Here is a 24,047-nt window from a genome sequence, read left to right on the forward strand (position 1 = left end):
CGGCAAGAAACCGCAATATCTTGTGGATAAGATCGCCAAATATGGCAGATGCAGGTGCTGCGACGTTGACTCGCGCCTTCTTGGGGGGCGATGCTTTCGCATCTTGAGGAATCACGGGCGTCGAATCATTGCGATTTAGCAAACTCAGACTGAACGGCTTTAAAAGCTTTGTTGACCCAACCGATCTGATCATCGCAGACGGGTTGACCGGCGTGGTCGGTCCGAATGGCTGCGGAAAGTCCAACCTGCTGGAAGCCCTGCGCTGGGTGATGGGTGAGAACCGCCCCAAAGCGATGCGCGGCGGCGGCATGGAAGATGTGATCTTTGCCGGGGCAGCGACGCGGCCGGCACGGAACTTCGCTGAAGTTTCACTTGTGATCGACAACGGCGAGCGTCTGGCTCCCTCGACCTTCAATGACAGCGACCTTCTTGAGATCACGCGTCGGATCACGCGGGATGCGGGATCGGCCTATAAGGTCGGCACCAAAGACGTCCGCGCGCGCGATGTGCAGATGCTTTTCGCCGATGCCTCGACCGGTGCTCATTCACCTGCGCTGGTCCGGCAAGGTCAGATCTCGGAATTGATCAATGCCAAGCCGAAGTCGCGGAGGCGTATTCTGGAAGAAGCGGCCGGGATTTCTGGACTTTACCAGCGCCGGCATGAGGCCGAGTTGAAGCTGAAAGGTGCCGAAAGCAACCTCACCCGCGTTGACGATGTGATTGAACAACTCGCCAACCAGTTGGGCCAATTGGCGCGGCAGGCACGACAAGCGGCCCGCTACCGTGAAATTGGCGAAAAGCTGCGGAAAGCTGAAGGGATGCTTCTTTTCCGCCGATGGAAAGAGGCTGACGAAGCCCTGCTGGCCGCCAGCGAGCAACTGCGTGAACGGACAACTGCGGCTGCTCAAGCCGAGAAGGCGGCGCGCGAGACGGCAAAGGCCCGCCAGAAAGCCGAAGAGGCATTGCCGCCACTGCGTGAGGAAGAGGCGATTGCAGCAGCCGTTCTTCAGCGGCTTCTGGTGCAGCGGGACACGTTGTCTGATCAGGAACAGCGTGCACGCGATATGATTGAAACACTCAGCGCGCGTATCGACCAACTGACCCGCGATATGGAACGCGAAAGCGGTTTGAATCGCGATGCCGGAGAGACAATCGAGCGACTTGAATGGGAAGCACGCGAAATCGGAAAGGCCGGAGAGGGGCATGAGGCACGTCTTGAGTCCGCCCAAGCCGATGCGCGTGAGGCGGCAGGCGTTCTACAACAGCGCGAAGCCGATCTGACGCAACTGACAGAAGATGTGGCACGCCTTGCCGCGCGTCATCAATCAGCGCAACGCTTGCTCGAAGACAACCGCACAACATTGGCCAAAAGCGAAGGCGAAGCTGCAAAGGCGAAAGCAGCCGTCGCAGATGCGGAAGCAGCACTTGCCAAGGCCGAGGCCGATTTTGCTGCTGCAGGCGAGGCGGAAAAAGCAGCCGTATCCGCAGCGGCCGAAGCTGACGAAGCCCTTGTTGCTGCAGAGGCTGCGCGCGCCGATACCCAACAGCGCGAAAGCGACGCTCGTGCTTTGCGGTCGGAAGCGGAAGGCGAAGCAAACGCCTTGCGTGCCGAGGTGTCGGCCTTGGCCAAGCTGGTTGAGCGCGATACGGCTGAGGGTGGTCAGGTGCTCGATCTGTTGCGGGTCGAAGGCGGCTACGAGAAAGCACTCGGTGCTGCACTGGCTGATGACTTGCGTGCACCTGAAATTGCCGAGAATGGCGCATCGGGATGGGTGGCCTTGCCTGGCTATGCCAATGCGCAGTCCCTGCCGGAAGGCGTCAAGGCACTCACGAATTACGTTTCGGTTCCCCCTGTCTTGGTGCGTCGGATGGGACAGGTGGGGCTCGTTGATGCGGCTGATGGGCCGCGTCTGCAGTCAGACCTGAAACCGGGCCAGCGCCTCGTGTCGATCGAAGGCGATCTTTGGCGTTGGGACGGATTCCGAGCCGGTGCAGAAGATGCCCCGTCGGCGGCTGCGCTCAGGCTACAGCAGTTGAACCGTCTGACTGAGTTGAAACGCGATCTCGAAGAGGCAAATGCAACAGCGATCGGTGCCGCGCAGGCACATGAAGCGCTAACGCAGATGCTGAAGAAACAGACCGAAGCCGATCATGCGGCGCGGCAAGCACGCCGCGATGCAGACCGCGCCGTCGCTGACGCAAATCGTGCCGCGAGCCGTGCCGAGGCTGACCGGAATCTCTCTCAAGGACGGCTGGAAAGTCTTGGAATGGCTGTGAAGCGCCATGAGGAAGAGGCGATGGCTGCGCGCAAATCTCTGTCTGAGGCAGAGAAGGCGGCGGCGGAGCTTGGCGATCTTGACACCGCGCGTGCTTCAGTTGAGGACGTGAAGATGACGGTCGAGGCCGCGCGCATCACGATGATGTCGCGCCGCTCTGCTTTCGATGAGGTCAGGCGCGAAGGCGAAGCGCGTCTGCGGCGCAGTCAGGAAATCACCAAAGAAGTCAGCGGCTGGAAGCACCGCCTGGAGACAGCCAACAAACGCACCGCCGAACTTGCAGAACGTAAGGAGGCATCTGAAGCAGAATTGGTGACTGCAAGTGCTGCACCTGCCGAGATTGCAGCCAAGCGTGAAGAGCTTGCCGATGCAATCGCGGAAGCCGAAGCCCGCCGCCAAACATCTGCAGACAGATTGGCGGAAGCCGAGACGATCCTACGCGATCTGGGCCATAACGAGCGTGACGCTGAGCGCCTCGCTTCGGAAGCACGCGAAGCACGCGCGCGCGCTGAGGCCCGCAGTGATGCCGCGCGCGAAACGGTCGCTTATGCTGAAGAGCGGATCATGGAGGCGCAGGAGGTCACACCTGCGCAATTGCTTGAGTCGCTTGAGACCGACGTCGCAGGGATGCCGGCATCGGAAAAAGTCGAGGCGGAGGTCAACGCACTGAAACGCCAGCGCGACGCGCTTGGCGCAGTCAATCTTCGCGCTGAGGAAGACGCAAAAGAGGTACAGGTTGAGCATGACGCGCTTGTCAGCGAGAAGTCAGATCTGGAAGCCGCAATCGCGGCGCTGCGCACAGGCATCGCTAGCTTGAACAAAGAGGGGCGCGAACGCTTGTTGACGGCATTTGAGCAGGTCAATGAAAACTTCGGTCTGCTCTTTACCCACCTCTTTGGCGGTGGCGAAGCCAAGCTGGTGCTTGTTGAATCCGATGACCCGCTCGAGGCCGGGCTCGAAATCATGTGCCAACCGCCCGGCAAAAAACTGAGCACGTTGTCGCTTTTGTCGGGGGGCGAGCAGACTCTGACGGCGCTTGCTCTGATTTTTGCGGTTTTCCTTGCAAATCCCGCGCCGATCTGTGTGCTTGACGAGGTGGATGCGCCGCTGGACGACGCAAACGTAAACCGTTTCTGCGATTTGCTGGATGAAATGACCAGACGGACGGAGACCCGCTTCCTGATTATCACCCACCACGCCGTGACAATGAGCCGGATGGACCGTCTGTTCGGTGTCACGATGGGCGAGCAGGGCGTATCGCAGTTGGTATCGGTCGACCTCAAGAAGGCCGAAGCACTGGTGGCTTAAGTTTCCTGCCTCCGGCGGGGATATTTCCGGGCCGATAATAGCTGCGAAGGGCGGCCAAAACCTCAGAGGCGGTTCAGGAGTTCACGCGTCGGCCATGCATCGGCAGGCAGTCCGAGGCGGACCTGTTCTGCCTGAACTGCTTCCCGGGTCATCGCCCCCAGAATACCGTCGATCCCGCCAACATCATGGCCGCGGGCTGTCAACTTTTCCTGAAGAAGGATCATCTCCTCGCCCGAGAGCGCAGGGGATGGGTTGCCGGCATTATAGACTGGTGCGCCTTCCAGCCGTGTTGCGAAATAGGCGGCGGTCGTCACATAGACGAAACTCTTGTTCCAATCAAAATAGACCTCGAAATTCGGATAGGCGAGGAACGCAGGCCCGTTGCGGCCCATGGGAAGCAGAACGGAAGCTTCTAGGTTTGCAGGTCCGAGTGAACCGTTGCGTGCGCGCACACCACGTCTTTCCCATTCCCTGACACTCGCTTTGTGGTTCAAACCTGTCTGTGCCCAGTCGAGGTTTTCTGGAACCACTATTTCCTGCAGCCAAGGCTCGTTCGCCCGCCAGCCAAGCGAGGACAGCACATTTGCCCCGGTCATCAATGCGTCTGGTGATGATCCCTTCAGGTCGACGACACCATCGCCGTCACCATCCATGCCCTGTGCTACAATTTCGCGTGGCAATTTTTGCAACTGGCCGATCTCACCGGCCCATGCCCCTGTTGTGCTCGCAGGATCCATGCCGCCGCGCCGGTAAAGTTCGATCGCGGCGAGCAGTTGAGGCCGGAAAAGATCAGGCCTTCTGCAGTCATGCGCCAGCGTGAGAAGGGCGTTACGTGTGTTGAAGCCGCCCTGCACCTGGCCATAGTCGGTCTCAAACGCCCAAAACGCCAAGAGAACACCGCGCGGAATCCCGAACCGGCGCTCGATGGCGTCAAAGGTTGCATCAAACCGGTTGCCGTAGACAGCCCCGTTATCAATTCTGTTTTGGCTGATCAGGCGGCGCGAGAAGTCTATGAAATCCCTTTGAAAGACGCCTTGTGCACGATCAGCCCGCAAGACGGCGGCATCAATCTCTGCGCCGCGAAAGAAGTTATCAATCGTCGTATCGGGCAGGCCCATGGCGCGGGCTTCTGCTTTCACGCCGTCGATAAATGATCCCACAGGTCCGCCACATGTCTGTGCGTTGGCCGTACTGGCGGCCAAGATAAGGGCAATTGCAAGACGCATCTGAAATCTCCGCTCTGAAATTGTTTTGCCCAAAGCCTAACAGTGGAGAAGGGTGGCGCAAGGCCCAAGGCCGATGTGCGTGCAGGAAACTGCCGAACCCTTAAGCAACCGCAAGCAATCCGATCAAGAGCAACGCCGCGAACCATGTCCGCCAAAGCACTTGCACCGCTTGATCTATGTGATCTGGGCCAGGGGAGAGATTACCTCCGGCGTTGACAAAGGGATAGTCCACTTGGCGACCATCGTAGCTGCGTGGTCCGCTGAGCGCGACCCCGATGCCGTGTGCCATTGCCGCCTCCGGCCAGCCTGCATTCGGTGAGCGGTGGAGCGGCGCATCGCGAAATAACAGAGCGGGATCGGGCCTGCGCGTCACGACCCAGATCAGTAGCGCTGTCAGACGCGCGGGGATGAAGTTCAACAGATCGTCAAAACGTGCAGCGGCCCAGCCAAAGTCTGCGTGTTTTGGTGTTTTGTAACCGATCATGCTGTCGGCTGTGTTTGTGATTTTGTAAACCAGTAGACCCGGGAGGCCGCCAAGCGCGCACCAGAAAATTGGTGCGACGACCCCGTCGGAAAGGTTCTCTGCAGCGCTCTCGATAGCGGAGCGAGAAATGGCCGGGTCATCCATATTTGTCGTATCGCGTCCGACGATCATTGCAACGGCACGGCGGGCATCACCGACGGACAATCGGAGCGCGTCCGCAACGGCCTGCACATGCTCAACGAGAGACCTTTGTGCGAGAAGGATCGCTACGACAACAACATCCAGCCAGATACCTGGAACCGCCGTGATAACCCAGCCGAGACACATTGCGCCGATGCCCAGTGCAAGCATCAAGAGGATGCCATTGCGTCGTTTGGACGGCCCACGATTGAATTTCTGGTCAGCCCATCCGATTAACTGCCCCATCAGCACCGCCGGATGGGGCAGACGCGACCAGATCCATTTCGGCTCACCGAAGATCGCGTCGAGGATCATGCCAAGAAGAAGCGTCATAGGGCCTCTTCAAGCTGTGCCCAACGGTCCGGTGCGGGCAAGCCCAAGCGCAACCACTTCGGATTATAGGGAAAGACCCGCGACCAGACCTGATTTTGCGCGAGCTTGTCTTGCCAGTGACTTGCGTTTTCTACTTGATAGAGGCGGAAAAGGGATGTTCCTCCTATAAGCTCAGCACCGGCCCGCGTGACAATCCGATCCAGTCTTTCGCTATCTCTGCCAAGCCTCGCGCGGGTGTCATCTGCCCATTGTGGATCTGCCAGTCCTTCTGCACCGATTGCGAGGGCCGGACCCGAGACTTGCCAAGGCCCCAGAAGATCCCTCAATCGCGCGACAAGAACGGGGTCACCGATCGCAAAGCCTAAACGCAGACCGGCCATCCCCCAGAACTTGCCAAAACTTTTGAGAATGAGGGTATTAGGCCGCGCAGCCATGTGGATCAGGCTTGCATCGGGCATGATGTCGCAAAAGCTTTCGTCGATCACCAGATAGGGGGCAGTAACTTTCTCCTCCTCCCAAAGGTATCCATCAGGATTGTTCGGATGGACGGCGACCATCGCGTGGTCAGGGGAGTCATCCATTTGCCAGCCTGCTGCGACGAAGGCCGCGCCATGCTCGTTGTATGTGGGGCCAGGGATAAAGACGCCCGACTTCGGCAAGACGTGCGGGATTGCTGCGATAATGGCCGACGCCCCCGTGGCTGCAATGATGTCTGCCTCAGCAGGGACGTTCCAGAAAGTCCGTGCACGCGCGGCCAGATTGGCAAAGGCAGCTTTATCTGGCAGGGCGGTCCATGCATCATCAGGCAAGCCTGGCATCGGATACGGGACAGGATTGATGCCTGTCGATAGATCCGACCAATCGCACCGTTTACCGCCGAACCTTGCGATTGCTGCGTCGATCCCCCCGCCATGATCGCGCATAGTCATCACTCGTCAGCAGGGATCGGCGGGTGACGGGTCACGAAATGCCCTTTGATCGCTTGAGGCCATTCGCGATAAGGGACTTGCCCGCTGTCAGATGCTGCATGTTTCTCAGCGTAGGCGACGATGCCTTCGGCAGCCTCCGCTTCGGGGGCGAAGCGGCCAAGAGTGTAGTTGAGCTTGCCTGGTGCCTGAATTGCAACGTTACAGCCGTGTTTGCATCCCATCAGGCAAGAGACCCGTCGCGTCTTGATCGTCTCGGTGCCTCTGGCAGCATCCTCAATCAGCGCGGCAAGTTGCTCACCATCGGTTTGCTCCATGGCGCCGTCTTCCCAGCCTTCCTGTTTGCATGTGTCACAGACCGTGATCCAAGTCGTCATCTTCGTCTTCCGTTCTTTCCCACGTTTTGTGCGGTTTCCAGCCGGTTGCTCAAACTTTCGTGAAATTCCCGCCGATCTTTGCGCATGCACCACTCGCTTAACCATTCGTTAAGGATTTGAGCGGAGTTGTGTTCACGTGTTGTTAATAAAGTTTACGATTCTGCGCAGTACGCGCGTTAGGAGAAAGAGATGCATTGCCTGATAGTAGAAAGCAATCCAGCATTAGGCGCGCTTTGGGCACGTTACTTGGGGCGTCTTGAGGTCGAGACTACTGTTGCGGAAACTGCCGAGCGGGCGTTGAACCTCATCCAATCAGTCAGCTTTGATGTGATTGTGCTGGATTTGGTCCTGTCGGAAGGAAGCGCCCTTGCTGTCGCCGATTTGGCGCAATTCCGGCAGCCAGAGGCAAATGTCGTCTTCGTCACCAACACAACATTTTTTTCAGATGGTTCGATCTTCAGGCACTCTGCAAATGCAAGAGCCTTCATCGAAACGGCGACCCCGCCAGATGATCTGGCGGAGATCGTTCATTTTTTTGGCGTCAAGCCCCACGCCCGTGCGGTGCGTCAAGATCAATAACCGGATTGATCGGGATGATCCTATGCGGATTAATCGTTTCATGGCTGTAGTGATAGTGGCGGACGATATGGTGCATGTTCACCGTTTCGGCGACGCCTGGCACTTGGTAGAGTTCACGCATGTATCCTGAAAGGTTCGGATAATCAGCGATGCGCTTGCGATTGCATTTGAAATGCAGGTGATAAACCGGATCGAAACGCACAAGCGTTGTCCAGAGCCGCCAGTCGGCTTCCGTCAGACGGTCACCCATGAGGTATCGGTTTTCCGAAAGGCGGTCCTCCAACCACTCGAGTGTGTCGAACAATGGATGGACGGCTGCATCGTAGGCCTCCTGTGTGGTCGCAAACCCGGACTTGTACACCCCGTTATTCAACGTGTCGTAGATACGGTCGTTGACTGGCGCAATTGCGTCGCGCAGTTCCTCGGGCCAGTAATCATCAGTGTTGCCTGTGATCTGATCAAACGCGCTGTTGAACATCCGGATAATCTCAGACGACTCGTTTGATACAATGCTGTCTGTTTTTGTGTCCCAGAGGATCGGGACAGTGACGCGGCCACTGACGTCAGGAACAGCTTTCGTGTAGATGTCGCGCGCAAATGGCAGGCCGAACAGCCTGTCGCCTGTCGCGCCATACTCATCGGTTTCAAATGTCCACCCGTCAGAAAGCATGTCGGGGTGAACAACAGAGATGCCGATGTGGTCAGTCAGATCCTTGAGCTGGCGGAAGATCAGCGTCCTGTGTGCCCATGGGCAGGCATATGAGACATAAAGGTGGTAGCGTCCTGACTCCGCCTTGAACCCACCTTCTCCTGAAGGGCCAGGCGACCCGTCAGCGGTGATCCAGTTCCTGAAGCTTGCGTCCTTTCGGACAAATGCGCCTCCTGACTTTTTCGTATCGTACCAGACGTCGTGCCAGACACCGTCAACCAGCTGTCCCATAATTGATTCCTTTTCCTATCTCGCGATACATGTAGTGCAACGGCATGAATGAACATAGGTGAGGGTTGGCGCATTCACCGTGCGCCTGCGCACATCACCGTCTGCAGCGTGTCATTCGCGGCTGACGCCAGTTAGCTGCAAATCGTCGTTTAAGCGTTTGCTCTGCCAGTGCCGCATCACTATACCCGTCAACGACGAAGCCCAGAACAAGGGCCAGAACGGTTGGAGGCGAAACGGTCGACCCAATACGGGGATCGGACGCCACGTCGTCAAGATCGCCGAAAGTGGCGGGTTTCTGGTCGTCTGCGTGAAACGAAAGGACGCCCATGCGTGCGATACTGACATTCATTCTGATTCTTGCAGGCAGCGCTGCATCCGCTCACCCCGGTCATTGGGGTGATCTTGCGGGCCATGATCACTGGGTCGCAGGGGCTGCGATCGGGTTGGCCGGGCTTGCCGCGCTCTGGGGGGCACTGAAAGGCAAGAAGAAAGACGCCGAAGACGTCTCGGAAGACGAAGCCGAGCTTGAAGAGGAAGCCACATGAAAACCGGTGTGATGATCTGTGGACATGGTTCGCGCAGCCAGTCGGCGGTCGATGAATTCGCGACACTGGCCGAAAAGCTGCCCGCCTACCTGCCGCCTGACTGGATCACCGATTACGGCTATCTGGAATTCGCCAATCCTGTGATTCGCGACGGATTGGACAATCTGCGCGAGGCGGGATGCGAACGGATCTTCGCAGTGCCTGGCATGCTCTTTGCCGCGATGCACGCCAAGAACGACATCCCGACGGTCCTGAACACATATGCCGCCAAGCACGACATGAAAGTCAGCTATGGCCGCGAGCTGGGCGTCGATCCCAAGATGATCGCCGCCGCTGCAGGCCGCATTCAGGAAGCGGTGGATCAAGCCAACGCCAACGACGGCGAGATGCCCTTAACCGAGACTTGCCTTGTCGTCATCGGTCGCGGCGCGTCCGATCCCGATGCCAATGGCAATGTCGCAAAAATCGCGCGGATGCTGCAAGAAGGTATGGGCTTTGGTTGGTGCGAGGTCGGCTATTCCGGTGTGACCTTCCCTCTGGTCGAACCGTGCCTCCAGCATGTAGCGCGGTTGCCCTACAAGCGCGTGATCGTCTTCCCGTATTTCCTGTTCTCCGGCATCCTGATCGACCGCATCTACGGGTTCACCGATCAGGTGGCTGACGAACACCCGGATATCCAGTTCGTCAAGGCAGGCTACCTCGGCGATCACCCCAAAGTGCTCGAAACCTTCGCCGAGCGCATCATGGAACAGGACAGCGACACGCCGCCGCCCAACTGCGGGATCTGCGCCTACCGCGAACAGGTGCTCGCGCTGGAAGATGGCCGACATCACCACATCAAACCAGAAGACCGCAAGCACCCCGCCTTTGGTGCGGTGCCGCCGCCGACGTGCGTGCTCTGCAAGTACCGTGTTCAGGTGCTGGGCTTCGAGGCCGAGGTCGGCGCCGTTCAGGAAAGCCACCACCACCATGTCGAAGGGCAGGGGGCCAATGCACCGGGCTCGAACGTGGCCGACTGCACCCACTGCGACACCTTCTGCACCGGCATGTGCCGTCTGGTGATGGCCGATCACGACCATGATCATCATCACCATCATCATCACCACCACGGTGATGATCATGACCATCATCACCATCACCACCACGCCGCCTACCCGCATGCCAAACACCCGCATGGTCCGGAAAGCGCGCGCAAGGTGAAATCCGACTAGTCTATCATTTTGCCAGAAATACTCCCGCCGGAGGCTCCGGCGATTACCACCCGACCCGAAAGCCTGATCTTGCGTCCTTACGAAAAAGACCCTTCCGCGATCTATGCGGCCAGTTTCGCCACCGTGCGGGCCGAGGCGCGGCTTGAGCGGTTTCCGCCAGCGATGCAGCCGGTGATGACACGGCTGATCCATTCCTGCGGCATGGTCGAGATCGCCGACAGGCTGTCGTTTTCAGAACGGGCAGCCGAGGTCGGCCACGCGGCCCTCAAAGCGGGCGCGCCGGTGCTTTGCGATTGCGAGATGGTGGGGGCAGGGATTATCCGCCGCTACCTGCCTGCGGGCAACGAGGTCATCGTGACGCTCAACGAGTCGTCCGTGCCTGAGCGTGCGAAAGAGATCGGCAATACACGATCGGCTGCGGCTGTGGAGCTCTGGAAAGACCACCTCGCCGGCGCTGTTGTTGCCATCGGGAACGCGCCAACGGCGCTCTTCCACCTGTTGGAATTGCTGGATCAGGGCTGGCCGAAACCGGCGATCATCCTTGGCTTCCCTGTAGGATTCATCGGAGCCGCCGAAAGCAAAGCAGAACTGGCCCGCGATGCGCGTGGGTGTGAATATATCGCCTTGCGCGGACGGCGCGGCGGGTCGGCCATGGCCTCTGCCGCTGTCAACGCGCTCGCTGCAGGATTGCCTGAAGATGCGTGATGCCTGGCTCCATATTGTCGGGATCGGCGAAGACGGGATGGACGGCCTTGTGCCTGCGACCCGTGCTGTGGTCGAGGCCGCCGAAGTCATCATCGGCGGAGACCGGCACCACACGCTGACCGAAAATGTCACTGCCGAGCGGCTTGCATGGCCGCACCCTTTCGACGCGCTCATTGAGACGATTGAGGGGCTCAAAGGCCGCCGTGTTGTGATCCTCGCCACAGGTGATCCGCTCTGGTTCTCTGTGGGGGCACGGATCGGGCGGGGGATTGATCCTGCCCAGATCGTCTATCACCCGCAGCTTTCGGCCTTCCAGCTTGCCTCGGCCCGCATGGGCTGGTCGCTGGCGGATGTGGAAACGCTCACCGTGCATGGCCGCCCTGTCGAGCAGATGATCGCCTTCATCCAGCCGGACGCACGGCTTTTGGTGCTGACCACAGGCGCCGAGACCCCTGCCCAGATCGCGAAATTCCTGACTGAGCGCGGCTTTGGAAAGTCACCCATGACGGTCCTTGCAGCGATGGGCAGCAAGGACGAGGCGCGCTTTGACGGGCTGGCGGAAAGCTGGGACCACACCGTGCCTGCCTTCAACACGCTCGCCGTGGAATGCGTCGCCACCCCCGACGCGGCCCTGCTGCCGCGCGTGCCGGGATTGGCGGATAACCTTTTTCAATCCGACGGCACCATGACCAAGCAAGAGGTCCGCGCGGCAACCGTAGCAAAGCTGATGCCGATGCGCGGGGCGCTGCTTTGGGATATCGGTACGGGCTGCGGCTCGGTCGCGATCGAATGGATGCGCGCCGCCCGCTATGCCCGTGCGATCGGGATCGAACCCCGCGCGGACAGGCGCGCGATGGCCGCCGCCAACGCGCTGGCGCTTGGTGTGCCCAAGCTGGAACTGATAGACGGCACCGTGCCCGAGGCGCTCGAGGGCCTTGATGCGCCTGATGCAATCTTCATCGGCGGCGGTCTTAGCCGCGAGACCTTCGCCGCAGCGTGGGAGGCGTTGCGCCCTCTCGGGCGTCTGGTCGCCAATGCGGTGACGCTGGAAAGCGAGGCAGAGCTGATCGCGCTCCACAGAGAATTTGGCGGCGATCTGGTGAAACTCTCGGTCTACCGTGCCGAACCCGTCGGGCGTCTGACCGGCTGGCGGCCCCTGATGCCCGTCACGCAATGGAGCCTTGTAAAGCGATGACAGAACGCCTCCGGCGGGAGTTTTCTGGCCAAGATGAAGCAGGGGTGCTTTACGGCGTGGGCCTTGGACCCGGTGCGCCGGACCTGATCACGCTGCGCGCCGCGCGGCTGATCGAGGGCGCGCAGGTGATTGCCTATCCAACTCTTGCAGGTGCCGACAGTTTCGCGCGGTCCATCGCTGCCGATCTGATCAAGGACGGCACGCGGGAAATCGTGATGGACGTGCCCATGTCTGTCGAGCGCCAGCCCGCGCAGGATGCCTATGATAAAGGTGCCGCTGAAATCGCGGCGGCGCTCGATGCGGGCCACGATGTAGTCTGCCTTTGCGAAGGTGATCCGTTCTTCTACGGTTCTTTCATGTATCTTTTCGCGCGGCTCTCCGAGAACTACCGCGTCGAAGTCGTGCCCGGTGTCACCTCGATCACCGCATGTGCTGCCCGTGCGGGCATGCCGCTGGCGGCCCGCAATGAGCGATTGACGGTTCTGCCGGGACCTTTGCCCGAAGACGAGTTGCGCGCCCGTATCGCGGGGGCCGAGAGCGTGGTCATCATGAAGGTCGGGCGGCATCTGGCCAAGATCCGCGCCATCATCGACGACCTTGGCCTGACGGAGACGGCCGTTTACGTCGAACGCGCGACCTTGCCTCAAGAGGTGGTTCTGCCATTGGCCGAAGCCCCTGAAAAGGCGCCGTATTTCTCTATGATTTTGTTGACGAAAGGGGCCGATCCTTGGCTTTGAAACCTGTCGTACTGGCCCTCTCGCGTTCGGGCGAGCCGGTGGCCCATCGTATTGCCGCCGCTCTGGACCTCGCCGTGCATGGGCGCGAAGGTCGCGTGGATCAGGCGGATGCCTTTTTCGCCAATGCGCTGGATCATGCGCGTGATCTTTTTGCGGCGGGTGTGCCGATCATCGGCGTTTGTGCCTCGGGCATCCTGATCCGTGCTGTGGCTCCGCTGTTGGCCGACAAGCGGACCGAACCGCCGGTGCTGTCCGTGTCGGATGACGGGTCGGTCGTCGTACCGCTCTTGGGCGGGCATCGCGGCGCGAACAGGCTGGCCGCGCAGGTCTCGGATGCTCTGGGTGCGGTGGCTGCCGTGACAACGGCAGGCGACGTGGCCCTTGGCATCGCCTTGGACGAACCCCCCGCAGGCTGGCGGCTGGTGAACCGCGACGATGCCAAAGGCGCGATGGCGGCCCTGCTGGGCGGTGGAGGTGCCACAGTGACGGGCGATGCCCCGTGGTTGGCCGCACTGCCAAAGGGCGGCGCGCTGCGTATCTCAGCCACAACCGCACGGCAGGATGATCTGGGCGAAAACCAGCTGCAATTCGCGCCACAGCAGATCATGCTCGGCGTCGGCTGCGCCCGCGACTGCGATCCGGCAGAACTGGCTGCGCTGGTGCAATCGGTGCTGGACGAGGCAGGGCTTGCCTCCGAGGCGATCCATTCAGTGAATACGATCACGCTCAAGGCCGACGAACCGGCGATCATATCGCTTGCCGATAAGCTTGGCGTGCCGCTCCGCCTCTTTGATGCCGAAACGCTGGAGGCCGAAACCCCGCGCCTCGCTACCCCCTCTGACGTGGTCTTTGCCGAAGTCGGCACACATGGCGTGTCAGAGGCGGCAGCGCTTGCCCAGGGCGGGTCGGAGGCGGAACTGCTGGTTGCCAAACAGAAGACCAAGAACGCCACCTGCGCGCTGGCCCGCGTGCCTGCACCATTGACCGACCTGAAGGGCCGCGCACGTGGTCGGCTGTCGGTCGTGGGCATTGGGCCTGGTCAGGCAGCTTGGCGCACCCCCGAGGTCTCAAAGCTTGTATCGGAGGCCGAGGAACTGGTCGGATACGGTCTCTACATTGACCTGCTGGGTCCGCTTGCGGTCGGCAAGGACCGCTCGGACTTTCCGCTGGGGGGCGAGGAAGATCGTTGTCGCTATGCGCTGGAACAGGCAGGCAAGGGCAAGAACGTGGCACTCGTCTGCTCGGGCGATGCGGGCATCTATGCCATGGGGGCGCTGGTGTTTGAATTGCTGGATCGCGGACCGGACCAGATGGGTGTCTCGGATGCCGCGCGCCGCGTCGAGGTGATCTGTTCGCCCGGTGTCAGTGCTCTTCAAGGGGCTGCGGCGCGAGCAGGCGCGCCTTTGGGACATGATTTCTGTGCGATCTCTCTTTCGGACCTGCTGACCCCGCGTGAAGACATCATCAAACGTCTCCATGCGGCAGCACAGGGCGATTTCGTGATTGCCTTCTACAACCCTGTCTCCATGCGGCGCCGGACCCTGCTGGCTGAGGCGCGGGATATACTGCTCAAGCACCGGCCAGCCGACACGCCGGTGATGCTGGCCTCGTCGCTGGGGCGGCCCGAGGAACACATCCGCTACCGCCGTCTGGCCGATTTGCAGGTGGATGAGGTGGATATGTTGACGGTCGTTCTGATCGGATCATCCAACTCGCGTCTTGCGCAGTTGGGCGAAGGCCCGCGGATGTACACACCACGCGGTTATGCACGTAAGATTGACGGCGATCTGGCCGGATAGGGCAGAAGCCTCCGGCGGGAGTATTTTTGGCAAAATGATAAAGGCATTGCGATGACAGTCTATTTCATTGGTGCAGGGCCCGGTGATCCTGAGCTTTTGACCCTTAAAGCCGCGCGGATCATCGGTGCTTGCCCAGTCTGTCTTTATGCCGGTTCGCTGGTGCCTGAAGAGGTTGTGGGCTGCGCGCCAGAAGATGCACGTGTTTTGGATACTGCCCCGATGACGTTAGAGGAAACTCATGCCGAAATCGTCAGAGCTCACGCCAAAGGGCAGGACGTCGCGCGGGTGCATTCGGGTGATCCTTCGCTTTATGGTGCCATTGCCGAGCAGATCCGGCGGCTGAAGGACGACGATATCGACTACCAGATCATTCCCGGTGTCCCCGCCTATGCCGCTGCCGCGGCGGCGCTGGGCACGGAACTGACCATCCCGGAAGTGGCGCAGTCGATCGTCCTGACACGGATGTCGATGAAGTCCACGTCAATGCCCGCTGGCGAAACGCTTGAGAATTTTGCCCGCACTGGTGCGACGCTTGCCATCCACCTTGGCATCCGCGCCTTGCGCGAGATCGAACGGCAGTTGGCGCCCTATTATGGCGAGGACTGCCCCGTTGCGGTCATCTACCGTGTCGGCTGGCCTGATCAGATGATCATTCGGGGCACGCTGATGGATGTGCGCGAAAAGGTCCGTGCCGCGAAAATCACGCGTACTGCACTGATCCTCGTTGGGCCTGCATTGTCTGATTCGCACGGGTTTCCGGACTCTGCACTCTATGATGCGGCCAAACCTCATGTGCTCAGACCACGGGTTAAAGCCTGATTTACAAGGGTTTTCTGCACCGCGGCGACGAATGTCATTTGAAATTTACCTCTCTGGCCCCATTCTTTGGCCTAGGTGTAAGAGGTGATCAAAATGTATGCGTTTTTGCCCGCTGCGGTGCGTGAAGGTCTGGAACAGGCACGCAAGGCCGCTTTGAAACGGAAAGACCGCTTGTCAGTGCATGATGGCGATGCGACCTACCGTATTCGTCGTTTTTGGGACGGGGGCTTTGCGCTCGACGTCGAAGGGTCGGAAAAATTGCGTGGCCATGTCGATATCTATGATGGTCCAAAACACCTCTATCAGTGTCTGGTGATGTCTTCGGTTGAGGACGGTGACGAACGTGTCTTTGAGTTCAAATGGGCCACGCCTGTTGCCGCCGGCCCTGCGGCAGATTTCGTAAGACCTGAATTTGTGCCAGCCGGCCTGATCTCTCGCGACAGCTAGGCGCTATTGCAAATCCGAAAATGCATCTTGCAGGCGGCGGACTGCTTCTTCCACGATGTGGCGTTGTGTGGCGAAATTGATCCGCATGAAGGTTTCACCGCCAGTACCAAAGGTCGGTCCGTCTGAGGCCGCAATTTTTGCGCCGTCGCGGAAGCGCGTCTTGATTTCTTCATGGGTCATGCCGGTGCCCGAAAAGTCGACCCAAGCTAGATATGTTGCCTGCAGCGGCATAGACTTTACGCCGGGAATTTGGCTGAGGCCATCATGCAGAAGGTCACGCATTTCCGTCAAATGCACCATTTGCGCGTCGGCCCATTCAGCGCCTTTAGGTGTATAGGCCGCTGTGACCATGCGGATACCCATCGTGTTAGGCTGGTAGTCCAAAGCGTTGATCCGATTTCGCATCTGGGCGCGCAGCGTGTCATCGGGAATGATCATATTTCCGGTGCGCAGACCCGCGATATTGAAGGTTTTGGAGGCAGCGGTGACATAGACCGTATTGTCGGCAGTCTCTGGCGAGGCGACATGCATGGGCACAAAAGTCTCGCCCGCATAGACCAAATCGTGATGAATTTCGTCGCTGATCAACAGCATGCCGTTGTCGCGGGCGAAAGCGGCGACGGCGCGCAGCTCGTCGGCCGTCCAGACGCGTCCTGAAGGGTTCTGCGGTGAACACCAGATCAGCATTTTCTCGCGGCCCGTGAGGCGCTTTTTGGCATCCTCCAGATCAAGGACATAGCGGTTGCCATCAAGTACCATCGGGCATTCGGTGACGGTGCGACCGGACTTGTTAATCTTGTTGGCGAACTCATGGTAGACCGGTGTAAAGATCGCGACGGCGTCACCCTTTTCCGTCCAGACGTCGAGCGCCATGGCTATCCCGTGACCCAAGCCTTGGGACGAGAGGATCCAGTCGGTGTCAACGTCCCAGCCGTGGCGGGCTTTCATCCACCATTGGATTGCATTCAGATAGGCTGCATCCTGCCAGCCATAGCCGAAGACACCATGATCGACAGCCTCTTGCACGGCCTCGCGTACGCAAGGAGCGGTTGGATAGTCCGAATCTGCCGTCCACATCGCCAGACCGTCTTGGGAGGAAATCCCGTAGAGGTTTTCCATCATGTCCCACTTGGAACAGTTCTTGTTGCGGCGGTCGATGCGGTTGTTGAAATTCATGCGTGTCTCCAGTCTTCGATCTGCAAACTGGTGCGAAGCAGTGGGGTGTTCAAGGCCAATATTGCGCGTTGCTTGCGGTGGTCGCATCGACGGACTAGATGAAGCGCATGACTTTGCGAAATATCCTCATCCACCCCGACCCGCGCCTGAAAAAGAAGGCGACACCGATTGCTGCGGTGAACGACGACATCCGGCGTCTGGCGGACGATATGCTCGAGACGATGTATGACGCACCGGGCATCGGGCTGGCAGCACCGCAAATCGGGATCACCGAGCGACTGCTTGTGATGGATTGCGTCAAGGACGAGGAGGCGACGCCTGAACCGATGGTCTTGATCAATCCCGAGATCACCTGGTCGTCAGAGGCGTTGAACGTCTACGAAGAGGGCTGTCTGTCGATCCCCGAACAATATGCGGAAGTCGAGCGTCCTGCCGAGGTTGAGGTCCAGTGGACGGATGAGAAAGGCAAGCAAAGACGTGAGCGATTTGATGGGCTCTGGGCCACATGCGTCCAGCACGAGATCGACCACCTGAACGGCAAGCTTTTCATCGACTACCTCAAACCGCTGCGGCGTCAGATGATCACCCGCAAGATGCAGAAGCTCAAGCGCGAGCGGGCGCGGGGCTAGTCTCATGTCTCATCGACCTTACGTACCTTGGCCGCATCCGGCCTTGAGGAAGTCAGCCGCGCCGGTTGCAGAAATAACTGATGAAGTGCGCGCCATCTGGGATGAGATGATCGATGCGATGGACACGATGCCTGGCGTCGGTCTTGCGGCCCCCCAATTGGGTATAGATATGGCTCTGGTGGTTGTGGATGCCTCGACTAAGCGTGGTCAGGCAATCCGACTGGCAAACCCTTCGATCTTGCACAGCAGTGTCGAACTGCGGGAGCATGAAGAAGGCTCACCCAACTTGCCAGGCGTCTGGGCCAAGATCAAACGCCCGCGTGCGGTGACGGTGCGGTTTCTCAATGACAAGGGGCAGTGGGACCGACAGGAGTTCGTTGGACTATGGGCGACATCGGTCCAACACCAGATTGATCATCTGCAAGGCAAGATGTTCTTTGATCGTCTTGGAAAGGTGAAACGGGATATGTTGCTTAAGCGTGCGCGCAAATTGCAGCGATCTGGGAACTAAGTTGCCGTTTCGTCGTCAATTCAACTGACGCAGAGAAAGAAGGAGCAGTGAAATGCGCGTTATTTTCATGGGTACACCCGATTTTTCGGTGCCAGTCCTTGAGGCGCTCGTAGATGCTGGGCATGAGATCGCTGCAGTCTACTGCCAGCCTCCGCGCCCGGCAGGGCGAGGGAAGAAGGAACGCCCTTCACCTGTTCAGCAACGAGCAGAGGCGCTTGGGTTGCCGGTCAGACATCCCGTCAGTCTGAAGGATGAAGACGAGCAAGCTGCATTTGCCGCACTCGACGCAGATGTTGCCGTGGTTGTGGCCTATGGGCTGATACTGCCTATCCCTGTGCTGCATGCGCCAAAGCGCGGTTGCCTGAATATTCATGCTTCCCTTCTGCCCCGTTGGCGCGGAGCGGCCCCAATTCATCGCGCCATCATGGCAGGCGACGCGGTGACAGGGGTCTGCATTATGCAAATGGAAGCAGGCCTGGATACCGGACCTGTCCTCTTGCGAGAGGCCTTACCAATTGGGGCGGAGGAGACCACAGGAGAATTGCATGACCGCCTGTCAGACTTGGGTGCGCGTCTGGTCGTGGAAGCATTGGAACGGCTTGATGATCTCATCACACAAGAACAGCCTTCTGATGGTGTGACCTACGCTGCAAAGATCGACAAATCAGAAGCACGTGTCGATTGGAGCAAACCTGCCGATGAAGTCTGCAACCTGATCAGGGGGCTGTCACCAGCGCCGGGCGCGTGGTGCATGATCGGAGATGAGCGCATCAAGCTTCTGGGCGCCCGCGTCAGCGAGGAAAGCGGAGCGCCAGGGCAATTGCTTGATGGATTTACGGTCGCCTGCGGGACTGGCTCAGTTGTCATCACGAAAGCCCAACGCGCAGGAAAGAAACCGATGCCAGCCGAAGACGTCCTGAAGGGATTGCAGGCGCGCGATTTGATCTGAGTTTTTACAATTGCGGCCTTGAGGCCACGCTGATCAGGAAACCCATTCGTAATCTGGCACCTATGTGCCCGTTTGGTGTAAGCGTATCGTTGATCAATTGAGGCGTGGCATGACACGAGACCTGATAACAAGACGTCACTTTTCAGCCATGGCTCTTTCGAGCACAGCCGCGGCCTGTACTCCGCGCATTGATGGCATCGAAGATTTTCCCGAGCGGGTTGATTTCATCGACGGCTACGGACCGATCGAGGACGCGGGCTATATGCTTCCTGCGATCCCGGCGAAATACACGCAAGGTGTCAATCGCCGGATGACAGGTATCTACCTCGGAGAAGCTCCGCCAAACTCCTTGGACGTCGATCCATACGCCAAGTTTCTCTACCACGTGAAAGATGACGGAACTTGCACGCGCTACCCCGTAGGCGTTGGACGCGCGGGGCGGTCAATTCGCGGGCGTGCGCGTTTGCAGTATAAGCGTAAGTGGCCAAGTTGGACGCCAACGCGGAACATGTTGCGCACCGAACCCGAAGTCTATGGGCCCTTTGCCGCTGGGCTGCCCGGCGGATTGCGTAGCCCGCTTGGATCGCGGGCTCTCTACTTGTTCCGCAACGGGCGGGACACGCGGTACCGCATCCATGGCACAAACGATCTGGAATCTATCGGCAACTCCGGTTCGGCAGGCTGCATCAGACTGTTCAATCAGGACATTATTCACCTCTATGATCAGGTTGAAGCGCCGATGCCAGTGCTGATCCGGTCAGAAGAAGAGTCGCTGCGGATCGATCCCGAATATTTCGGTCGCGGTATCGAGCTTCCGCCCAAGATTATCGACCCGGAAGACTTGCTTAGCGAAGAAGCGATCGCAAACGATCGCCCGCCAATCCTTGACGAAGCCTGACGGCGAAACAGGTCTTCACCCGAACGAGGCCGGACTGGATTAGGAACATGCGTCGTGCAAGACATGCTGTCTGAAGGGTTGATCGTACCGGCATTGCTCATCGGGCTTTTGGGCTTTTTCACCCCTCGTGCCCTCTCAAAAGTACTCCCTGAAGGGGTTCTGCCGCTCTTGATCAACGGATTTGTTTCGACTGGTCTTTGCACAATACTCTCGGGGGCGTTCTTTTATCTGCAATATCTGTGGCAAGGCATGCCGCTGTCCCAACCTTCGCCATCTGAAACTGCACCCTTAGCACTGCATTTTCTCAATCTGGGGTTGGCCTCTGCGCTGATCTGGGCACCGGTGATGTTGCTCTCGCTATCAGGGCTACCGAAAAGATGGGTGCATGAGACGTGGTGACACGCGCTTTTCGTTGATTTCGCCCGAGCAGGCCCCCAAATAAAGGCGTGTGCAGAAGGAGAACCGGATGGGTTTCATCAAACTTGTCATTTTTGGTTTCATTGGTTTGAGCGTGATTTACCTGTCGATGTCGCTCTTCTTTCGTTCTGTCCGCAAGGAAAACCTCGAAGAAGAGTATGACGCAGCGCATCCTGACGATGGAGACCGCGCGGCGCGCGATGCTTTTGTCGCCGACGGGCTGAAGGCCTATGACAGCTCCATTCGCCCGAAACTTATCGGTCTGGTTTACGTTGTACCCACAGTCGTCATTGGCACTATCATCTACGCGATAAACGCGGCTTAAAGGACTACAATGGACCGTATCAAAACATTCTTCCGCGTTCTGCTTTTCGTCGTGATCGGTGGATTTCTGCATTACACACTACCGCAGCACGATATTGTTCGGGTGACATCCACCGAGATTATCCGCACCGATTTCAGCGGCTGGAACCGGATCTTCTTTGCGTCAGCAGACGCGGGATCAGCCGAACAGAACACACGCGACTTACGCTTGCTCAATACGCAAAAGCAAGACACCTGGTTGCTAGGATTTGTCCCGCGCGAAACTGAAAGTGTGATGGTCTACCGCAATGAGGATACGGGCTGGGGATGGCCGTTTTACTTTAAATTCGACAGTGCCGATTTGCAGGCAGAGGCGGCCAATCTTGCCCGCGGTGATGACTGGGCCGTCATCACGCATTACGGGTGGCGGGTGCGCTGGGCGAGTATCTACCCGAACGCTGTATCAATTCGCCCGGTGGCCGGGCCGGATGTCAGCATAATCCCTTGGTTCAATATCGGCTTCTTCATCTTCCTCGGGATTGCGGCCCTGTTTGTTCGTGCGATGTGGCGACAATTCCTGGAGCGCTCAGTCGATCCGCTGATTGATAAGGCCGAACACCAGATTGATGAGGTGCAGGCCGGTGTCGCAAAGCGTCGCGGACGGCTGGCGCGGTGGTGGCGCAAGGAATGAGAGGGGCTGCGCACTTCAAAATTCGAGTGCTGCACAAAGTCTCAGGCGACCTGAGATACGGCTGATTTATTCGCCGTATGGAATCCAGATGTTCTTGACCTCCGTGGCGGCCAACAAATAGGCATGCGTGTCGGGCCGCATTTCCTTGCCATTGTTCACCCAGGTGCGTTTGAGATTGCCGGCACTGGCCTTTTCTATCTCGCCTGAAAGGTCACTGGACGAGAACGACCAGATCGCGTCCAAGTCCAAATGACTTGCCAGTGTTGGCGCAAGTTCGCTGTGTTTGCCGGTCAGAATGTTGACCACACCGGCAGGCACGTCCGAGGTCTCAAGCACTTGATAAAAATCAGTCGCAGCGAGAGGAAATGGCTCGCTTGCCACGCAAGTCACGCGGTTGCCCATCGCAATTGCCATTCCCATTGCGTCAATCAGACCGCCTAGCGGCCGCGCGTCGTCGCAAAGTACACCGATCTTGCCGACGGGTTCTTTCATCGCAAGTGCGACACCGCGGATCGGCACGCCATGCGCCTGACCATCGTATTTGTCTGCCCAAGCGGCTGCGGTGAACAGGCTGCGAATAGCGCCTTCGACCTCGTCCGTGCCGCCGCGCTTTCCGGTCATATTGTCAATGCGCGTTGCGAATTCTTCAGCACGTGCCGAGAGGTTTTCGGCGAGGTAGTAAAGGATCTGTGCTCTCAGATGGCCGGTCGTTTTTGACCAGCCCTTGGCAGCATTCATCGCTTCGACAGCGTTACGCACATCTTTGCGGTTAGCGACAGAGGCGTGGCCCAGAAGCTTGCCGCGTGGCGAAAAGACTGGCTGCGAATAACCGCCATCGGGGCGCGCCTGCTTGCCGCCGACATAAAACTTTGCCGTTCGGTCGAGAGGATCGGCAGGAGTGCCGTCCTCGCTGGTAAAAGCCGTGATTTGGCTCAGTGTCTTGGCATTGCCTTTGGGCTTGGTATAGCCACTCAGCCCTTCCCAACCACCTTCGCGACCAAAACCGCTTTCGCGTACCCCGCCGAAACCGGCAGCAGCATCCATCATGTTCGTGCCGTTCACCCAGACAATACCGCAGGCAAGTTTCGGTGCAATATCAAGAGCGAGGTTGATGTTTTCCGACCAGACCGACGCAGCCAACCCGTAGCGCGTGTTGTTGGCGATTTCGACCGCCTCAGCAGGTGTCCGGAATGTGGTGGCTACCAAAACAGGACCAAAGATCTCTTCCTGCATCAGCGTGGATGCAGGATGCAGTCCAGTGATGAGGGTTGGCGGGTAGAAACAGCCTTCAGGCGCGGTGGTCTGGAATTTCTCGCCTTCGGTATTGGCGTCCACCATCGCGGTGATCTGCTGCAGTTGCACCGGATCAACGATGGCGCCCACATCAATGCATTTGTCCAGCGGATCACCGACGCGCAACCCCTGCATGCGGGCCTTCAGCTTGGCGTAGAAACGCTCGGCAATGCCTTCCTGCACCAGCAGTCGCGAACCCGCACAGCAGACCTGACCCTGATTGAACCAGATCGCATCGACAAGGCCCTCGACAGCCGAATCCAGATCGGCGTCGTCAAAGACGATGTAAGGCGACTTGCCCCCCAATTCGAGCGACAGCGCCTTGCCGCTGCCAGCGGTGGCTTCGCGGATCTTGCGGCCGACTTCGGTTGAACCGGTAAAGGCGATTTTGTCCACATCTGCCTCGACCAGTGCAGCGCCCGTCTCACCGTCACCGGTGACGATATTGACGACACCAGCCGGCACACCTGCCTCGCGGCAGATTTCGGCAAAGACCATGGCTGTCATGGGTGTGTATTCGGCGGGCTTCAACACCACTGTGTTGCCCATCGCGAGCGCAGGGGCAATTTTCCACGCCAGCATCAGCAGCGGAAAATTCCACGGGATGATCTGGCCGCAAACGCCCAAGGCCTCGCGGTCAGGCAGTTCGGATTTCATCAGTTGGGCGAAGCCCGCGTGATGATAGAAGTGGCGGATCGCCAGCGGGACGTCGATATCGCGGCTTTCGCGGATTGGCTTGCCGTTGTCGAGGCTTTCCATGACCGCCAGCAGACGGGAATGCTTCTGCATCAGACGGGCAATCGCGTAAAGGACGCGGGCACGTTTGTGGCCTGACTTGGCCCATGCAGATTGCGCCTTGCGCGCTGCGGTCACAGCTGTGGCAACTTCTTCTGCTGTGCCCTTTGTCACGCCGGCCAGCTTCTCACCAGTCGCAGGGTTGTTGGTGGCAAAGTCATCACGCAGCGGACCCCATTTGCCACCGATGAAATGACCGGCGATGCCGCCACGGTCAGCAATCCACTGCAGCGCTTCCTTGCTGCTTTCAGGCGCAGGGCCATAGTCCATCGTGTCGAAGATTTCTTTGACGGTCATG

General features: G+C 58.9%; 25 protein-coding genes. 17 read left to right on the forward strand and 8 right to left on the reverse strand.

Annotated features, from left to right (window positions below):
- Nucleotides 1-128 precede the first annotated feature (128 nt).
- Nucleotides 129-3,584, forward strand: a complete 3,456-nt coding sequence (smc, locus tag BM316_RS13935; RefSeq protein ID WP_090209833.1) for a chromosome segregation protein SMC — start codon at nt 129-131, stop codon at nt 3,582-3,584.
- A 62-nt stretch (nt 3,585-3,646) separates the two neighbouring features.
- Here smc and BM316_RS13940 read toward each other — a convergent pair whose 3' ends face one another.
- The 4 genes from BM316_RS13940 to BM316_RS13955 all read right to left on the reverse strand — a co-directional run bounded on the left by BM316_RS13940 (nt 3,647) and on the right by BM316_RS13955 (nt 7,110).
- Entirely contained in the window at nt 3,647-4,810 is a 1,164-nt protein-coding gene (locus BM316_RS13940) for a lytic murein transglycosylase (protein WP_090209835.1), read from the reverse strand.
- Nucleotides 4,811-4,910: 100 nt separating this feature from the next.
- Nucleotides 4,911-5,807 carry an adenosylcobinamide-phosphate synthase CbiB gene (gene cbiB, locus BM316_RS13945; protein ID WP_090209837.1) on the reverse strand — a complete coding sequence of 299 codons (897 nt, stop codon included), beginning with the start codon at nt 5,805-5,807 and terminating at the stop codon, nt 4,911-4,913.
- Nucleotides 5,804-6,736 (reverse strand): threonine-phosphate decarboxylase, encoded by a 933-nt coding sequence (locus BM316_RS13950; protein WP_090209839.1) that lies wholly within the window; start codon nt 6,734-6,736, stop codon nt 5,804-5,806. The genes cbiB and BM316_RS13950 overlap by 4 nt, the downstream gene beginning before the upstream one ends.
- Nucleotides 6,736-7,110 carry a DUF1636 family protein gene (locus BM316_RS13955; protein ID WP_090210403.1) on the reverse strand — a complete coding sequence of 125 codons (375 nt, stop codon included), beginning with the start codon at nt 7,108-7,110 and terminating at the stop codon, nt 6,736-6,738. The genes BM316_RS13950 and BM316_RS13955 overlap by 1 nt, the downstream gene beginning before the upstream one ends.
- 189 nt (nt 7,111-7,299) lie before the next feature.
- Between BM316_RS13955 and BM316_RS13960 the strand changes: the two genes are divergently transcribed.
- Complete coding sequence (locus BM316_RS13960) at nt 7,300-7,689, forward strand: response regulator (protein WP_090209841.1); 390 nt, start codon at nt 7,300-7,302, stop codon at nt 7,687-7,689.
- Here the strand turns inward: BM316_RS13960 and BM316_RS13965 are convergent.
- Nucleotides 7,652-8,629: a glutathione S-transferase family protein gene (locus BM316_RS13965; RefSeq protein ID WP_090209843.1), complete on the reverse strand. Its 978-nt coding sequence runs from the start codon at nt 8,627-8,629 to the stop codon at nt 7,652-7,654. The genes BM316_RS13960 and BM316_RS13965 overlap by 38 nt on opposite strands.
- A 94-nt stretch (nt 8,630-8,723) precedes the next feature.
- On the reverse strand, nt 8,724-8,957 hold the full coding sequence (locus BM316_RS13970; protein ID WP_090209845.1) for a hypothetical protein: 234 nt from the start codon (nt 8,955-8,957) through the stop codon (nt 8,724-8,726).
- Here BM316_RS13970 and BM316_RS13975 point away from each other — a divergent pair.
- From BM316_RS13975 to BM316_RS14010, 8 genes are all read left to right on the forward strand, one after another.
- Nucleotides 8,956-9,174, forward strand: coding sequence for a DUF6732 family protein (locus BM316_RS13975; RefSeq protein WP_090209847.1), 219 nt, complete (start codon nt 8,956-8,958; stop codon nt 9,172-9,174). The genes BM316_RS13970 and BM316_RS13975 overlap by 2 nt on opposite strands.
- A complete protein-coding gene (locus BM316_RS13980; RefSeq protein WP_090209849.1) occupies nt 9,171-10,385 on the forward strand; it encodes a sirohydrochlorin chelatase in 1,215 nt (404 codons plus the stop codon). The genes BM316_RS13975 and BM316_RS13980 overlap by 4 nt, the downstream gene beginning before the upstream one ends.
- A 69-nt stretch (nt 10,386-10,454) precedes the next feature.
- Nucleotides 10,455-11,090: a precorrin-8X methylmutase gene (locus tag BM316_RS13985; protein ID WP_090210405.1), complete on the forward strand. Its 636-nt coding sequence runs from the start codon at nt 10,455-10,457 to the stop codon at nt 11,088-11,090.
- A complete protein-coding gene (cbiE, locus tag BM316_RS13990; RefSeq protein ID WP_090209851.1) occupies nt 11,083-12,285 on the forward strand; it encodes a precorrin-6y C5,15-methyltransferase (decarboxylating) subunit CbiE in 1,203 nt (400 codons plus the stop codon). Before BM316_RS13985 ends, cbiE begins: the two co-directional genes overlap by 8 nt.
- Nucleotides 12,282-13,022: a precorrin-2 C(20)-methyltransferase gene (cobI, locus tag BM316_RS13995; protein ID WP_090209853.1), complete on the forward strand. Its 741-nt coding sequence runs from the start codon at nt 12,282-12,284 to the stop codon at nt 13,020-13,022. Before cbiE ends, cobI begins: the two co-directional genes overlap by 4 nt.
- On the forward strand, nt 13,013-14,821 hold the full coding sequence (gene cobJ, locus BM316_RS14000; RefSeq protein ID WP_090209856.1) for a precorrin-3B C(17)-methyltransferase: 1,809 nt from the start codon (nt 13,013-13,015) through the stop codon (nt 14,819-14,821). The genes cobI and cobJ overlap by 10 nt, the downstream gene beginning before the upstream one ends.
- A gap of 51 nt (nt 14,822-14,872) precedes the next feature.
- Nucleotides 14,873-15,640 (forward strand): precorrin-4 C(11)-methyltransferase, encoded by a 768-nt coding sequence (gene cobM, locus BM316_RS14005; protein ID WP_090209857.1) that lies wholly within the window; start codon nt 14,873-14,875, stop codon nt 15,638-15,640.
- A 93-nt stretch (nt 15,641-15,733) separates the two neighbouring features.
- Nucleotides 15,734-16,087, forward strand: a complete 354-nt coding sequence (locus tag BM316_RS14010) for a hypothetical protein (RefSeq protein ID WP_090209859.1) — start codon at nt 15,734-15,736, stop codon at nt 16,085-16,087.
- A 3-nt stretch (nt 16,088-16,090) separates the two neighbouring features.
- Here the strand turns inward: BM316_RS14010 and BM316_RS14015 are convergent, their stop codons facing one another.
- Nucleotides 16,091-17,263: a MalY/PatB family protein gene (locus BM316_RS14015; RefSeq protein WP_090210406.1), complete on the reverse strand. Its 1,173-nt coding sequence runs from the start codon at nt 17,261-17,263 to the stop codon at nt 16,091-16,093.
- 107 nt (nt 17,264-17,370) lie between these two features.
- Here BM316_RS14015 and def (BM316_RS14020) point away from each other — a divergent pair, with 107 nt between their 5' ends.
- From def (BM316_RS14020) to BM316_RS14050, 7 genes are all read left to right on the forward strand, one after another.
- Nucleotides 17,371-17,892 (forward strand): peptide deformylase, encoded by a 522-nt coding sequence (def, locus tag BM316_RS14020; RefSeq protein WP_090210408.1) that lies wholly within the window; start codon nt 17,371-17,373, stop codon nt 17,890-17,892.
- Between the two features lie 4 nt (nt 17,893-17,896).
- Nucleotides 17,897-18,403, forward strand: coding sequence for a peptide deformylase (def, locus tag BM316_RS14025; RefSeq protein ID WP_090209861.1), 507 nt, complete (start codon nt 17,897-17,899; stop codon nt 18,401-18,403).
- A 52-nt stretch (nt 18,404-18,455) separates the two neighbouring features.
- On the forward strand, nt 18,456-19,352 hold the full coding sequence (fmt, locus tag BM316_RS14030) for a methionyl-tRNA formyltransferase (protein WP_090209863.1): 897 nt from the start codon (nt 18,456-18,458) through the stop codon (nt 19,350-19,352).
- A gap of 148 nt (nt 19,353-19,500) precedes the next feature.
- Complete coding sequence (locus BM316_RS14035; RefSeq protein ID WP_090209866.1) at nt 19,501-20,250, forward strand: L,D-transpeptidase; 750 nt, start codon at nt 19,501-19,503, stop codon at nt 20,248-20,250.
- Nucleotides 20,251-20,304: 54 nt separating this feature from the next.
- The gene (locus tag BM316_RS14040; protein ID WP_131802596.1) at nt 20,305-20,649 is read left to right on the forward strand and encodes a hypothetical protein; all 345 of its coding nucleotides are present in this window, start codon (nt 20,305-20,307) and stop codon (nt 20,647-20,649) included.
- A gap of 67 nt (nt 20,650-20,716) precedes the next feature.
- Complete coding sequence (locus BM316_RS14045; protein WP_090210410.1) at nt 20,717-20,992, forward strand: hypothetical protein; 276 nt, start codon at nt 20,717-20,719, stop codon at nt 20,990-20,992.
- Nucleotides 20,993-21,001: 9 nt separating this feature from the next.
- Nucleotides 21,002-21,661, forward strand: coding sequence for a DUF1523 family protein (locus tag BM316_RS14050; protein WP_090209869.1), 660 nt, complete (start codon nt 21,002-21,004; stop codon nt 21,659-21,661).
- A 66-nt stretch (nt 21,662-21,727) separates the two neighbouring features.
- Here the strand turns inward: BM316_RS14050 and BM316_RS14055 are convergent, their stop codons facing one another.
- The gene (locus BM316_RS14055; RefSeq protein WP_090209870.1) at nt 21,728-24,046 is read right to left on the reverse strand and encodes an aldehyde dehydrogenase family protein; all 2,319 of its coding nucleotides are present in this window, start codon (nt 24,044-24,046) and stop codon (nt 21,728-21,730) included.
- Nucleotide 24,047: the final 1 nt, after the last annotated feature.

Origin of the sequence: Yoonia litorea, assembly GCF_900114675.1 — a bacterium.
Lineage (GTDB): Bacteria > Pseudomonadota > Alphaproteobacteria > Rhodobacterales > Rhodobacteraceae > Yoonia > Yoonia litorea.